The organism is Streptococcus sp. 2021WUSS109 (genome assembly GCF_044427305.1).
GTDB classification, from domain to species: Bacteria; Bacillota; Bacilli; order Lactobacillales; family Streptococcaceae; genus Streptococcus; species Streptococcus suis.
The window spans coordinates 19,894-33,989 of the sequence record NZ_JAOTGF010000013.1 but is presented as its reverse complement, the minus strand read 5'-3'; the positions used below and the strand labels follow the sequence as shown (position 1 = coordinate 33,989).

General features: G+C 41.0%; 12 protein-coding genes and 1 CRISPR repeat array (1 of these 13 running past the window's edge). Of the genes, 9 read left to right on the top strand and 3 right to left on the bottom strand.

Annotated elements, in window-relative coordinates:
• Positions 1-8: 8 nt before the first annotated feature.
• Both ODU37_RS06570 and ODU37_RS06565 read left to right on the top strand, forming a co-directional pair.
• Entirely contained in the window at positions 9-1,478 is a 1,470-nt protein-coding gene (locus ODU37_RS06570; RefSeq protein ID WP_024410620.1) for a flotillin family protein, read from the top strand.
• A 71-nt stretch (positions 1,479-1,549) separates the two neighbouring features.
• Positions 1,550-1,858 carry a hypothetical protein gene (locus tag ODU37_RS06565; RefSeq protein WP_192872559.1) on the top strand — a complete coding sequence of 103 codons (309 nt, stop codon included), beginning with the start codon at positions 1,550-1,552 and terminating at the stop codon, positions 1,856-1,858.
• A 121-nt stretch (positions 1,859-1,979) separates the two neighbouring features.
• On the opposite strand, the gene ODU37_RS06560 is transcribed toward ODU37_RS06565, so the two are convergent.
• The 3 genes from ODU37_RS06560 to mnmE all read right to left on the bottom strand — a co-directional run bounded on the left by ODU37_RS06560 (position 1,980) and on the right by mnmE (position 4,630).
• The gene (locus ODU37_RS06560) at positions 1,980-2,534 is read right to left on the bottom strand and encodes a hypothetical protein (RefSeq protein WP_398580440.1); all 555 of its coding nucleotides are present in this window, start codon (positions 2,532-2,534) and stop codon (positions 1,980-1,982) included.
• Between the two features lie 9 nt (positions 2,535-2,543).
• The gene (locus ODU37_RS06555; protein ID WP_398580439.1) at positions 2,544-3,053 is read right to left on the bottom strand and encodes a hypothetical protein; all 510 of its coding nucleotides are present in this window, start codon (positions 3,051-3,053) and stop codon (positions 2,544-2,546) included.
• A 203-nt stretch (positions 3,054-3,256) separates the two neighbouring features.
• Entirely contained in the window at positions 3,257-4,630 is a 1,374-nt protein-coding gene (mnmE, locus tag ODU37_RS06550) for a tRNA uridine-5-carboxymethylaminomethyl(34) synthesis GTPase MnmE (RefSeq protein WP_105145306.1), read from the bottom strand.
• Positions 4,631-4,772: 142 nt separating this feature from the next.
• Between mnmE and cas3 the strand changes: the two genes are divergently transcribed.
• From cas3 to cas2, 7 genes are all read left to right on the top strand, one after another.
• Complete coding sequence (gene cas3, locus ODU37_RS06545; protein ID WP_238137144.1) at positions 4,773-7,214, top strand: CRISPR-associated helicase Cas3'; 2,442 nt, start codon at positions 4,773-4,775, stop codon at positions 7,212-7,214.
• Between the two features lie 470 nt (positions 7,215-7,684).
• The gene (gene cas5c / locus ODU37_RS06540) at positions 7,685-8,422 is read left to right on the top strand and encodes a type I-C CRISPR-associated protein Cas5c (protein ID WP_161942235.1); all 738 of its coding nucleotides are present in this window, start codon (positions 7,685-7,687) and stop codon (positions 8,420-8,422) included.
• Entirely contained in the window at positions 8,422-10,314 is a 1,893-nt protein-coding gene (gene cas8c / locus ODU37_RS06535) for a type I-C CRISPR-associated protein Cas8c/Csd1 (protein ID WP_105105906.1), read from the top strand. The genes cas5c and cas8c overlap by 1 nt, the downstream gene beginning before the upstream one ends.
• Before the next feature lie 3 nt (positions 10,315-10,317).
• The gene (cas7c, locus tag ODU37_RS06530) at positions 10,318-11,166 is read left to right on the top strand and encodes a type I-C CRISPR-associated protein Cas7/Csd2 (RefSeq protein ID WP_105159000.1); all 849 of its coding nucleotides are present in this window, start codon (positions 10,318-10,320) and stop codon (positions 11,164-11,166) included.
• Position 11,167: 1 nt separating this feature from the next.
• Complete coding sequence (gene cas4 / locus ODU37_RS06525) at positions 11,168-11,839, top strand: CRISPR-associated protein Cas4 (protein WP_105159001.1); 672 nt, start codon at positions 11,168-11,170, stop codon at positions 11,837-11,839.
• Positions 11,836-12,861 carry a type I-C CRISPR-associated endonuclease Cas1c gene (gene cas1c, locus ODU37_RS06520; RefSeq protein WP_105105909.1) on the top strand — a complete coding sequence of 342 codons (1,026 nt, stop codon included), beginning with the start codon at positions 11,836-11,838 and terminating at the stop codon, positions 12,859-12,861. The genes cas4 and cas1c overlap by 4 nt, the downstream gene beginning before the upstream one ends.
• 10 nt (positions 12,862-12,871) lie before the next feature.
• Positions 12,872-13,165 carry a CRISPR-associated endonuclease Cas2 gene (gene cas2 / locus ODU37_RS06515; protein ID WP_027972720.1) on the top strand — a complete coding sequence of 98 codons (294 nt, stop codon included), beginning with the start codon at positions 12,872-12,874 and terminating at the stop codon, positions 13,163-13,165.
• A 145-nt stretch (positions 13,166-13,310) separates the two neighbouring features.
• A CRISPR array of direct repeats spans positions 13,311-14,096; the repeat unit is 32 nt; unit sequence GTCGCACTCTTCACGAGTGCGTGGGTTGAAAT; it runs 897 nt beyond the window's last position.

Here is a 14,096-nt window from a genome sequence, read left to right as displayed (position 1 = left end):
AGATAAATATGGACTTTGGATTTGATATATTGGCAATTATGATACCAATTATTGTTGTTGTACTATTTGTTTTATTGTTTGTATTTGGTTATGTGTCTGCTAAGCCTAACGAAGCGATTGTCATTACCGGTTTGGGTAAACCTCGGACCTTAATTGGCCGTTCTGGTTTTATGATTCCCTTTATCGAAAAACGCTCCTATATCTCTATTGAGCAGTTTTCAACAGATGTGCAGACCACAGATTTTGTACCGACTCTTGATTTTATCAACGTAAAAGCTGATGCGGTCGTAAAAGTAAAGGTTGGGGTGTCCGATGAATTGCTCAATGCGGCAGCTCAAAACTTCCTTAACTGGAAAACTGCAGATATTTCTGCCTCTATTCAAGATGTCCTGGAAGGAAATCTGCGTGAAATCATTGGTCAGATGGAACTGCGTGACATGGTCAATAACCGCCAGGCTTTTGCAGAAAAAGTCCAATCCAACGCGGCTCCTGACTTGGCTAAAATGGGGCTGGAAATCATTGCCTTTACGGTTCAGTCTTTCACAGATGACAACGATGTCATTAAAAACCTAGGTATTGACAATATTGTTACCATTCAAAAAGATGCGGCCAATGCCCGTGCCAAAGCAGAGCGGGAACAAGCAGAAGTCCGTGCCCGTGAGGATAAGGCGGCTAATGATGCGCGTGTTGCTGCGGACTTAGAAATCGCCAAGAAACAGAATGAACTAGCTATTGAGCAAGCTAATCTAAAACGTCAGTCAGATGTCCAACTGGCACAGGCAAACGCAGCCTATGGCATTGAGGAACAAGCTCAACGGAAAGAAATCGAGCGTGCAACTGCTGAAGCCAATATTGTCAAGCAACAAAAAGAAGCAGAAGTAAAAGCAGAGGAAGTTAAGGTCCGTGAACAAGAGCTCTCAGCTACTATCCGCAAACAGGCAGAGGCAGAAAAATATGCTCGTCAGCAAGCTGCAGAAGCAGATTTGATTGAACGTCAACGCAAGGCAGAAGCAGAACTCTACGAAACGCAGCGTGAAGCGGAAGCTCAAAAAGCGCGTGCAGAAGCTGCTAAGTATGCTGCGGAGCAAGAAGCGGCAGGTATTGAGGCCAAAGGACGTGCTGAAGCAGAAGCCATCCGTTTGAAACTCGAAGCCGAGGCAGAAGGTCTTAGCAAGAAAGCGGATGCCATGGCCAAGTTCAACGATGCAGCCGTGACTGAAATGGTGGTCAATGTCCTTCCAGAAATCGCCAAGAATATTGCAGCACCACTTGGAAATGTTGATAAGATTACCATGTACGGCGAAGGGAATGCCTCAAAAATGGTGGGAGACCTGATGACGACCATGGACAAGACAACAGAAGGTCTAGGCCTCAATGTCCGTGATTTAATCAGCGCAACCCTAACTGGTCGTGCCATGTCAACAGGTTTACTGACTGCACAAGAAACAAAAGAAGCGGAAGAGGACAAAGAAAAATAATAAGCAGTTGGAAGAGATGGGTGACTGAGTAGGTTTACACCACCATTTCCATCGCATGATTGTCTTTAAAAATGAAAATGTTTAGAAACAGTAAAAAAAGTAAGTTGTTTATACAAAAAATAAATGAACTATTATCTGATTCAGAATTAAAGTTGAGCAAAGCATTGAAAGTCCAGTTGTTGGAAGCAATGGAGTTGTGTGAAAAAGGTAGTAAGATTAGTTATCTTTCCTATAAAATATATCCATGTGTATCGGAAGAACTAGCTTTGAATAAGATTCAATCGGATAAATTAAAGATGTTTAAGCGCTATTTAGAGCAAGAAAGGTGGAAATATTATTTTGGTTCTGCTTTGGGAATGGCGTTTACTTCGATTAGATAGTGGTTCCGAGGATTTGTAAGTACATTGATTGTGCTGTGCAACTTCGATAGAATATGCGAAAGTCCCAAGAAAGACTAATCTTGGGACTTTTACAATCTTTATTGAGATTCATTTTTGTTTATCAGTCATTTACCCACACCCCGCTGACATAATCCTCAGATAGAATGGTTTGACTTAAAACTTTTTTTGCTTGCCAGTCATAGATGAGTGCCTTACCAGCCAGAATCAATAATAATCTGTTACCGTCTAGTTGGCGGACATGGTCAATATAATAAGGACGAGGATTAAGCTCGTCTAGACGATGGTAGCTCTCTTGACCTGTTTGGGTATTATAAATGGTGAAAGAGATTGCAGATAGCCAATCGCTTTCGTGCTCAATGAATAATAGGTTATCTTCCTTGAGTGGTTGGATGCTTCCTGGTGTAGGCTGTGATAAGGTTATGGAGGAAAATGTACGTGTCTTTGTATTGAAGGTCAAAATATCATAGGAAGTCTCAATATCCTTGTAATCTAAAGCATGGTGACTAGTGATTGGAAGATAGAGTGTATCCTTTGCAAGGAGTCCTTCATGAGTTACTAGATTTTTGTCATATTCGACTATATCTGATCTTGTAAAGCTTGTTTTATCGATGATATAGAGAACATTTTTTTGAGAATCTGATTGACCAGTGGTCATGATTGCCGTTTAAATAAATGAATGTATCATCTGCATAGACATATGGAAGTGGGAAAAATCATCATCTAGTTTTAATTGATTTTTTAATTTGAACGTATTATCGAACTGTGATAAGGTATGGAAAGGACCTGCTGTATAAAAATGTTGTCCATCAGTTCCGCTGATGTAGGTAGCGTATTTGCTTGGCTTACGAAGAATTTCTCCTGTTTTGAAATCAATAGAAACTAAATTGTCATTGGTAAATTTCTGCTGGTCATTGGCAAAAACTAAATATTGATTGTCTAGAATGTGGTTTTTTCCAGAGCCGAAATAGTTGTCCGAATTCATTTTTTGAGTGTGAATGAGCTTTGGCTGGTCATTAGATAATTGAAAGGCTTCGATTTTACCTGGATAAACTAGATAGAAGTCAGCATTTGAATCGAGTTCTACTTTGGCGTGTTGATAGGTTTCCAATTTCCAAGCGATAAAGGAAAAAATAAGGCAAAAAGCGGCAAGTAAAGCGATTATCATTTTTTTCATAGGGTAAGCCTCCTTTCTATCCATAGTATAGTTTATTTTTTAGAGAAGGACAAGTTTTAATCTGTTAATATACAAAAAGTGTGCAAAAACTGAACCTTTCGTCTTCAATCACAATTTGAATCATTAAAAATAGCTTAGAATCACGGTTTCTTACGACGTAATTCTAAGCTATTTTCTATTTTTAAGACTTGCCTAGCCTCTTTCTATTTTCCAAGACAGAATTGGCTAAAGAGTTGGGTGATGAGTTCGTCTGGAGCTGCATCGCCTGTGATTTCTCCCAAAATCTGCCAACAGCGTGTCAGGTCAACCTGTAACAAGTCAACTGGCATACCCATTTCCAGTCCGTCATTGACAGCTTGTAGGCTTTGGACGGCTTGCTCAATCAGGGAAATATGACGAGAATTGGAGAGGTAGGTGGCATCTTGCTCAACCAAGCCTGCGTTTTCAAAGAAGAGCTGATTGATTTTTTCTTCGATTTGGTCGATATTCTGGTTTTTCAAGACGGAAATGCGAATGACATCCTCAGGCAGCTGGTCTGCCTCAATCTGTTCTTCCAAATCGGTCTTGTTGAGCAGGACGATGCGGTTGGCCAGGTCTGAAATTGCTAGGAGGTTGCGGTCTTGCTCGGTCAGGGGCTCAGATGCGTTGAGGACTAGCAGGATGAGGTCGGCCTCCTCAAGGGCTTTTTTGGACCGTTCAACACCGATTTTTTCAACGATGTCATCTGTTTCACGGATACCTGCTGTATCAATCAGCTTGAGGGGGACGCCTTTGATGTTGACGTATTCTTCGATAACGTCGCGGGTTGTTCCTGCGATGTCTGTAACGATGGCTTTCTCTTCGCGGAGGAGGTTATTGAGCAGGCTTGATTTTCCCACATTGGGACGACCGATAATAGCGGTTGCGATGCCTTCACGCAGGATTTTTCCACGGCGGGCGGTGCGGAGGAGATTTTCCAAAAGAGCTTGGAACTGGAGGGTCTTCTCACGGACCAGCTCTGTCGTCGCCTCCTCGACGTCGTCGTACTCGGGGTAGTCGATGTTGACCTCGACTTGAGCCAGTGTGTTGAGTATCTCCTGGCGGGTGTCGTTGATGAGCTGGGAGAGGGAACCGTCAAGCTGGCGGACGGCATTGTGCATGGCCTTGTCGGTCTTGGCACGGATAACATCCATGACGGCTTCGGCCTGGGTCAAATCCACACGGCCGTTGAGGAAGGCCCGCTTGGTAAATTCACCCGGCTCAGCCATTCGAGCCCCTTGGCGAATCAGGAGCTGGAGAATTTCGTTGGTAACGGCGATGCCTCCGTGGGTATTAATCTCAATGACATCTTCGCGCGTGAAGGTCTTTGGTGAACGCATGGCTCCAATCATGACTTCGTCCAGCACTTGCCCCGTTGCAGGATCAATAATGTGGCCGTAGTTGAGGCTGTGGCTGGGCACAGTCGCCAAATCCTTGCCCTTGAAAACCTTGCTGGCAATAGCAAAGGCATCCGTCCCAGATAGGCGGACAATCCCAATGGCCCCCTCACCGAGAGGGGTGGAAATAGCAGTAATGGTGTCGAATTCTTTGGTGATCATAGAAATGGTCTTTCTGTAGTTTAGTAATAGTACTATTATAGCACTTTGTTTTAAAACCGATGAAAAAATAGAGGCTAAAAAATCAGTAAACGCTTTCTATACATATCAGAAAATGGTAAAATAATACTATAAAACAGGAGGCATGAGAATGAATTTAGCGCATATTGAAAAGAGAGAAAAAGAAAGTCGATTTCAATATCTAGAGGACCACCTGTTCAACGTTGCGATGGGGGCGAAATCGCTCGCAGAAACGATTGGCCAAGGGGATATTTTGTTCTTACTAGGACTTTATCACGACCTTGGAAAGGCGGAAAGACTTTTTCAGAAAAAACTGAAAGAGGAGCCAAGTCTACACGTAGATCATTCGTATGCGGGAGCACGTTACCTATTTCAAGAGATTGTACAAGTCTTCCAACGCTCGGAGAGAAACCCAAACGATGCACAGCTTTTTCGTGAAATAATAGCCTATATTATATCAGCTCACCACGGTGTTTATGACGTCCCTCTACCTGAAGATATGGAAGGAGCAGGTAGATATCGGTATAGTAAGTTATTTTATCGGATTGGCCAGCCACGAGAAGGCTATCATTATGAAGAAGATATAAAGGCCTATGCTAAGTTATTGGAAGAACAACTACCTAGCTTTGGATATCAAAATGTAGATGATTTAGTGATGAAATCATTTGAAAATTTTCAAACCGCTTGGGCAAAGTTATGCATCAATGATGATAGTGAATCGGCTTTTTATAGCTCTTGTTTTGTCCGACTCTACCTGTCTTATTTGAAGAATGCAGATATTTTGGATACGATTAATGCCTATGACCTTGTTATCGAGCCCAAAAATACTGAGGAAAATAGTGAACTTGTTCAGAAGTATTTTCAATCAGTAGAAGAAATTTATGCAGGATTTGGAAATCCAACTACAGAGCTAAACCGTATTCGAACGGTCTTGGGAGAGCGGGTTAAACAACGTGGTACTACGGATTCTGCAGGTATTTATCGCCTTAATCTTCCGACGGGTGCAGGTAAAACCAACCTGTCCCTCCGTTACGCAGTTCATCAACTGACACAGAAAGGTAAAAAACGTTTCTTTTACATGACGCCTTTTTTGTCTATTTTAGAACAAAATGCAGCAGCGATTCAGGAGATTATTGGCACAGAAGGTGTTTTGGAGCACCATTCTAATCTAGTCAGAGAACAACAAGATGCCACACCTCAGAATGAAGAGTATGGAGAGGAAACAGTCAATAGTCTAATGACAGATTACTTGATTGATACCTGGGATAGCCCGGTGGTTTTGACCACCATGGTTCAGTTCTTTCAAACCCTCTTTAAGACCAAGTCAGCCAATATCAGACGTTTCTCCAGCTTAGCAAACAGCATCTTGATTTTAGATGAAGTCCAGTCCCTTCCCATTGAGGTCACCACGCTCTTTAATCTGACCATGAATTTTTTGAGTCGTGTCATGGGGGCTACAGTTGTCCTCTGTACAGCGACTCAACCTGCCTATGATTCGGTTTCCATAAGCCACCGACTTTTATATGGAGGGGAAATAGCAGAGCAGGTAGATATTGTCACCTTAACCGCTGAAGAGCAAGCGGTCTTTAAGAGGACAGAACTCCGCAAGTTCGATGAAAGCAATACAGTTTCCCGATTGTCTGACTTAGCAAGTTTTATCTTGGAAGAAGAAACTTCCACGCTTGTCATTCTCAATACCAAACCAGCAGCAGAAAAACTGTATAGCCTATTAGAATTCCAAACAGACAGACCACTTTATCATCTCTCGACCAATATGTGTGCCCAGCACCGTCTAGATGTCATACAAGAAATCAAAAATCAATTGAAAGACGATGCTCCCCTAATTTGTATTAGTACTCAATTAATTGAAGCAGGAGTGGATGTTGATTTTGAGCGAGTAGTTCGATCTTACGCAGGACTAGATTCAATTGTCCAAGCAGCTGGCCGTTGTAACCGTGAAGGAAAACGTGATGTTGGTCAGGTAACATTGATAAATTTATCCAAGGAAGAAGAAAGCCTCACCTATCTTAAAGAAATCAAGCATAAGAAGGAGGCGACTGAGAGTATTTTGATAAAAGAAAGGTCACCTATTGATGCAGCAGCCTTAAATAGCCTATTTTTTGAACGTTACTATGCCGACAATACAAAGCAATTTGATTATCCACTATCTACCAATGAATCTGTCTATGACTACCTCAGCTTAAGTAGCTTTAAAGGAAGTCCGAACTGCAAAGTCAGACAGTCATTCAAGACGGCAGGACAGAAAATGGATTTAATCAAAGATGATAGTATTGGCGTCCTAGTTCCATATGGTGATGGAGCGGATATAATCGCTGATTTAGAAGAACGTTTGGTAGATAAACCTTATCCAAGAGGCCAGGATTTAGTTGAGATCAAACAAATTCTCAAGACCTTACAGCCTTTCACAGTCAATCTGAGAAAATATGATAATAGACTACAAGCTATCCGATATTATTTAGATGGGCAGGTCTTAATACTGCAAGAAGAGTATTATGATGATGAAAAGCTTGGATTAAAAAAAGAGGCAAACCTTCCTATCTTGTAAGGTAAGATGGGAAGATCTGCCATGCCAGTCTTTGTGCTATAACACTTAACTATATTTCAATCCGCATGGACTCATACCATGATGACTTAATTATACCACAGATAATAGTTCCTTTCAAAAAACAGAACTTTTGTTTTTAAATATCACTTGACTATGAAAAGAAAAGGTGATAGACTATAGATATTACGTTAAGGAGGAACTTTTACAGAAGTATATGATTCAACTAATAGACAAATTGTTGGAGCGATTACCAGCTATTTTAACGGCCGCAGCTTATCTGGTTGTTGCCTTTCAATCGGTAAATAAGAATAAGTAGTTTTTGTCATTAAAAAATTACTTTTACGAGTTAGTCAGCGGTTACTGTAGTTGAAGGCTATAGTGACCACCGCTGGCTATCCTGTTGGTTAGGTTGTACATTTCTGTTGTAGTCTATCTTTGCTATGATAAAAAAGAAAAGGAGGAACTCGATTTTGTATCGTTCACGGAATTTTTACCTGCGGGTGAAGGGTGATCTTGCTCTCTTTACGAATCCTGCGACCAAGGGTGGTGGAGAGAGGTCAAGCTATGCCGTTCCTACTCGACAGGCCTTAAAAGGTGTGGTGGATGCGGTTTACTATAAACCAACTATCACAAATGTTGTGACAGAAGTGAAGGTTGTTAATCAAATTCAAACGGAACTTCACGGAGTCCGAGCCTTGTTGGCTAATTATGGAGCTGACTTAAGTTATGTCTCTTACCTCAGCAATGTGGAATACCTGGTCAAATTTCACTTTATCTGGAATGAAAATCGCCCAGATTTATTACATGATCGCCTGCCCAACAAACATGAGGCGATTATGGAAAGGTCTATCAAAAAAGGAGGACGCCGAGATGTCTTTCTTGGAACCAGGGAATGTCTTGGTTTAGTTGAAGCCATTAGCCAGGAAGAATATGAAACAGCTAAATTAGAATATGCAGATAAGACCATTGACTTTGGAATTATGTTTCATTCATTTGCCTATCCAACCGAGTCTAATCAACCGCTTCGTTCTTATTTTACAAAGACCGTCATGGAAAACAGTGTCATACGGTTTAAGGAGCAAGAAGACTGCGAGATTGTAAACACACTTTCAAATTATGTTTTCAAGACCTCGGGGAACATCAAGTCAGTAGAAGAAGAATTTGAGATATACTCACGAGATCAAGAAAATGAGGAAGGAGGTCGCTAATGGATTTCTTTACAGCACTTTTACGGGCTTATGAAGCAGCTGAGGACACAGGCTGGGTAGACAATGCTCAAAAATCAACCAGCCCCCTCCTACCGATTTACCATACCAGTCGTCGTTCAAATGGGAAGGACACGATAGCTGTTCTACTAGACAATGAAGGAAACTTCATGAAGGCAGATTTTATGGCTGATGGCGAGAGTATCATCTTTCCGGTGACTTCTGACTCGGTGGCTCGTTCGGGGAAAAATCCAGCTCCGCACCCGTTGGTTGATAAATTAACTTACTATCTTTCAGAGATAGACCAAGGACAGTATGATACCTATCATCGTCAATTGGATGAATGGATTTCTCAGTGTCAGGAACCAGAAGTTAAAAGATTTTTGAGTCATATCCAGCATTTTCTGTTACAGGATGATTTTATAGATAATATTGTTCAGTCCCTCTATGGTAGAGTAACCGGTAGAGAGGGATTAAAAGTAACTTTTCTGAACAGTGATGATAGTGAAAAGACTATTGACCTATCGACTGCTTTTCTGGAATTTAAAGTTGATCAATTCATCGGGTATCAAACCGTTTCTGTTACCAACTATTTGGACTTGCATAAGGCTTACATTTCTTATGTGGAATCAAATCAGAAGGCAGATATCATCTGTAATATTAGTGGGAAGCAAGAAGTGCTGGCTGCCAAGCACCGCGGATTGATAGGAAATGCCAAACTGATTTCAGTCAGCAATAACATTGAAACCTATAAAGGACGCTTCAAGGAACGAGAGGATGTCTTTACAGTTGGGAATCAGACTTCAGAGAAGATTCATTTGATGGCAAAATTTTTGTTGGAGAATGAACATACCCACGCATGGTTAGGGTCAGGTCAGCATTTAATCAACTGGTTTAGTGATGATTTGACCAATGAGACTCAGTTAGATATCACCACTCCAAAAGTGGAAGACAATGGAATGTTTGATTTTGGAGAAACTACCTCAGATGATAGTCCAAAATTTCAAGTAACAGAGACCAATAAGAAAATCCGCTCTGCATTTATCCACGGTAAAAAAGAATTTGGTGATGGGGCGACCTACTATATCGCTATCGTTAACAAGACCAATGATGGTCGTGTTGCCCTTAAATACTTTAGACAACTAGCTGTCTCACAATTACTAGATAATCTCAACAAATGGCAGGACAAGTATTCTTGGCCGTTTAAAAAGAAAAACGGGGAGTATGCTGAGTGTCCGCCGAGTTATATAGATATTATTTTGGCAGCCTATGGGGTAGACAGAGGTCGATTCTTGGAACTGGATAACGACAAGTTCAAAAGTGATCAGTTCCAAAAGTTGGCTACTAGTATGATTGACGGGAAAGATGTTCCTGAAACGATTCTTGGTAAATTGAGAGACAATATCAAGCAACGTCAGAGGTATGGTAACACATGGAAAAAGGTATTATTTGTTTCCTTGGCTCTTTTACATAAAAATAATAAGGAGGAATTTACACCAATGTTAGACCACGAGAATAAGAATCGTTCCTATTTGTTTGGACGATTGTTGGCGATTTTTGAATTGTTAGAACTTCAACGGTATCAGTTAGATGGTTCAAAAAATGATCGCATCACCAATGCAGAACGCTACTGGACTGCTTATACCAGTCAGCCAGCTAAGTTGATGATGAATTTGACCAATAAAATCAAACCTTATGAAGAGGCAGTCAAGTTAAACAGTCCTGGCATCTTTAAGAAATTGGACAAAGAGAGGGAAGAAATCATGGATTTACTGAGTCCCTTGATGCAAGACCGTGGTATCAATGATCCATTAGACTATCGCTTTATATTTGGTTATTATGCTGAGAAGCAATACTTCTACACAAAACAAGAAAAAATTGAAAGTGAGGAATAAAGAATGTTGGAACAGAAAATTGATTTTATGGTAACCATTGAGGTGCGTGAGGCCAATGCTAATGGTGATCCTTTATCAGGAAATATGCCACGTACGAATGCAAACAACCAAGGGATTATCAGTGATGTTGCGATTAAGCGGAAAATTCGTAATCGTATGCAAGACATGGGGCATTCTATTTTTGTCCAAGCCAATGATCGGATTGAAGATGAATTCAAATCTTTGGAAAAACGTTTCTCCAATCATTTTACTGCAAAAACTCCTGACAGTGAGATTGAAGAAACTGCTAATAAACTATGGCTAGATGTCCGTTCGTTTGGTCAGGTCTTCACTTACTTGAAAAAATCAATTGGTGTTCGTGGACCGGTGTCTATTAGTATGGCCAAATCGCTAGAACCTATCGTGATTTCAAGTTTGCAGATTACTCGTAGTACTAACGGTATGGAGGCTAAAAATGAGAGTGGTCGCTCTTCTGACACCATGGGAACCAAGCATTTTGTAGACTATGGTGTGTATGTTATAAAGGGGTCTATCAATGCTTATTTTGCAGAGAAGACAGGCTTTACGGCAGAAGATGCTGAGGTCTTGAAAGAAACCCTGATTACCCTATTTGAAAATGATGCGTCATCAGCTCGCCCAGAAGGTTCCATGCGTGTTCGTGAAGTTTTCTGGTTCACTCATTCCAATAAACTGGGCAATGTTTCTAGTGCACGCATCTTCGACTTGTTAGAATTTGATAAGGAAAAACAAGACAAGTCAAGCTATGAAGAGTATGCGATTGGACTGAATCAGAAAGAGCTAGCTGAGTTTCAGGCTAAGGGATTGAAAGTTGAGATTTTAGAAGGATTGTAAGATGGCCTATGCAGAAGATGATTATTTGATGTTGTCTGGTATTCAACATTTTCAGTTCTGCAAACGTCAATGGGCCTTGATCCATATTTATCAAGAATGGGCTGAAAATGAGGCAACCACTCACGGTCAGTTTCTTCATCAAAAAGCTGACAATCCCTATATCAAAGAAAAACGTAAGGATTTCTTGATTTCTAGGGCGATGCAGGTATCGTCTAAGGAGTTAGGTCTTTACGGGATTTTGGATGTTGTGGAATTCCATAAAGATGAGGCAGGCATTTCACTGAGTGGAAAACGTGGCAAATGGATTCCAACTATCGTTGAATACAAGCGTGGTAAACCGAAAAAAGATGAACGGGATATTGTTCAATTGGTCGCACAGACCATGTGTTTGGAGGAAGCACTTGGTTGCAAAATTGATAAGGGCTATCTGTACTATCATAGTGTCAATAAAAAAGTAGAAATTAGCATTAGTGCTGAATTGAGGCATATGGTTGTTGAATTAGCTAGTCAAATGCATGACCTTTATCAGAAAAGAGATTTGCCAAAGGCTGAGTATTTTAAGAATTGCCAACTTTGTTCACTGGTAGATATTTGTATGCCTAGATTGAGTAAAAAATCGCGTAGTGTTGCTCATTATATCCAACAATCCATGGCAAGCGAGGAGAGGTTATGAAGAAGCTACTGAATACACTCTATCTAACTCAGGAAGATTTTTATTTGACTAGAGAGCGAGACAACATTGTCATTAAGCAAAATGGCGTTGCTGTTCACCGCTTTCCCTATCGTATTATAGACGGTATTGTTTGTTTTTCTTATCTAGGAGCTTCTCCGTCATTGATTGAACTGTGTGCGGAACATCAGATTAACCTTTCCTTCCATACACCTCAAGGCCGATTTTGTGGACGGTTTGTCGGTCCGACGAATGGAAATATTCTGTTAAGACGGCAACAGTATCGCTTAGCTGATGATGCTTTATCTCTGGAATTTGCCAAACGTTTTATTCTGTCTAAAATCTCTAATTCCAGAAAATACCTATTGCGATTTCGTAGAGATCATAAAGATAGGGTGGATGGAAACCTATTTGAAGAGGTCAATACAGAGCTGACTTGGGCAGTGGAAATGGTTCAAACCGCTTTGGATAAGGAGACATTACTTGGGATTGAGGGTCAGGCAGCGAATCACTATTTCCGCTTATTCAATGAAATGGTTTTGACTGATAGGGAGACGTTTCAATTCAATGGTCGCAGTAGAAGGCCTCCGTTGGACTGTGTGAATGCCTTACTTTCCTTCGGTTACAGTCTGTTGACCTATGAATGCCAATCAGCACTTGAAGCGGTTGGTCTGGATAGTTATGTTGGATTTTTCCACACAGACCGTCCTGGTCGTGCGAGTCTGGCTTTGGATTTAGTTGAGGAATTTCGTTCCTTCATTGTTGATAGGTTTGTATTTTCCTTAATCAATAGAGGACAGCTAACGAAAAAGCATTTTGATATCAAAGAAAATGGAAGTGTTTTATTGACTGAAAAAGGCAGAGCAGTTTTCATTGAAGCCTGGCAAAAGCGAAAACATACTGAAGTCGAGCATCCATTTACGCAGGAAAAAGTCAAATTGATGTTGCTGCCCTACGTTCAGGCACAATTGCTTGCAAAGGCTATTCGAGGGGAGTTGGACAGTTATCCTCCGTTTATGATATAGGAGCTATATTATGATGGTATTAGTGACCTATGATGTCAATACAGAAACAGCAGCTGGACGAAAGCGGTTGAGAAAAGTAGCCAAGCTGTGCGTTGACTTTGGACAACGTGTGCAACATTCTGTTTTCGAATGCTCAGTCACCCCAGCAGAATTTGTTGAAGTAAAGAATAGATTATTGGAAATCATTGATAAGGAGCAGGATAGTATCCGCTTTTATATGCTAGGAAAAAACTGGCAAAATCGTGTGGAAACGATTGGACGAGATACTAGTTATGATCCTGATCAAGGAGTCCTTCTGTTATAGATTATCTCTGCGAATCGGACTTACTCATTAAATGTGAGGAGATTCGCGTGAAAAGTATATGAAAAAAAGTGAAAATAGAGTGAATTTATGGTATATTCTATATCTGTAGAAACTTTATTTTTACAAAACAGTGTCAAATAGCGCTGTCGCACTCTTCACGAGTGCGTGGGTTGAAATACGGCCTTTGTGTTGGAGTAGATCATATTAAACTGTCGCACTCTTCACGAGTGCGTGGGTTGAAATTTCCATCCCGTTTCCAAACAAAAAACAAGGTTTAGTCGCACTCTTCACGAGTGCGTGGGTTGAAATAAAAGGGAACCATCCATATCTGGTTTAAAGATTGTCGCACTCTTCACGAGTGCGTGGGTTGAAATCTTGTAGCACTTGGATTATTTATCCTTGCCTTACTGTCGCACTCTTCACGAGTGCGTGGGTTGAAATTATTGCTACAATGGCTGGGCTGTTTAAAATGCCAGGTCGCACTCTTCACGAGTGCGTGGGTTGAAATTGATAAGTCGTGGGATGTCATAGGAATACTTGAAGTCGCACTCTTCACGAGTGCGTGGGTTGAAATACTCATCCAACGAATGGACGTTTCAAGATTAATGTCGCACTCTTCACGAGTGCGTGGGTTGAAATATGTTGTCTCCTATCCAATATTATACGTATTATGTCGCACTCTTCACGAGTGCGTGGGTTGAAATAATATTTGCGGATATTGCCCCTTGGTTTGAAATCGTCGCACTCTTCACGAGTGCGTGGGTTGAAATACGGAAAAGGCAGACCGCTATTATCAAACGGTTAGTCGCACTCTTCACGAGTGCGTGGGTTGAAATAAGATTGATTGTCATCTAATACCTCCAAAATTGGTCGCACTCTTCACGAGTGCGTGGGTTGAAATAGAGAATGTCTTGGCTCCGCTGACCTTGTA

Coding starts and splice junctions, on each gene's coding strand:
- ODU37_RS06570 (WP_024410620.1), top strand. CDS start 9: ATGGACTTTGGATTTGATATATTGGCAATTATGATACCAATTATTGTT.
- ODU37_RS06565 (WP_192872559.1), top strand. CDS start 1,550: ATGAAAATGTTTAGAAACAGTAAAAAAAGTAAGTTGTTTATACAAAAA.
- ODU37_RS06560 (WP_398580440.1), bottom strand. CDS start 2,534: ATGACCACTGGTCAATCAGATTCTCAAAAAAATGTTCTCTATATCATC.
- ODU37_RS06555 (WP_398580439.1), bottom strand. CDS start 3,053: ATGAAAAAAATGATAATCGCTTTACTTGCCGCTTTTTGCCTTATTTTT.
- mnmE (WP_105145306.1), bottom strand. CDS start 4,630: ATGATCACCAAAGAATTCGACACCATTACTGCTATTTCCACCCCTCTC.
- cas3 (WP_238137144.1), top strand. CDS start 4,773: ATGAGAATGAATTTAGCGCATATTGAAAAGAGAGAAAAAGAAAGTCGA.
- cas8c (WP_105105906.1), top strand. CDS start 8,422: ATGGATTTCTTTACAGCACTTTTACGGGCTTATGAAGCAGCTGAGGAC.
- cas7c (WP_105159000.1), top strand. CDS start 10,318: ATGTTGGAACAGAAAATTGATTTTATGGTAACCATTGAGGTGCGTGAG.
- cas4 (WP_105159001.1), top strand. CDS start 11,168: ATGGCCTATGCAGAAGATGATTATTTGATGTTGTCTGGTATTCAACAT.
- cas1c (WP_105105909.1), top strand. CDS start 11,836: ATGAAGAAGCTACTGAATACACTCTATCTAACTCAGGAAGATTTTTAT.
- cas2 (WP_027972720.1), top strand. CDS start 12,872: ATGATGGTATTAGTGACCTATGATGTCAATACAGAAACAGCAGCTGGA.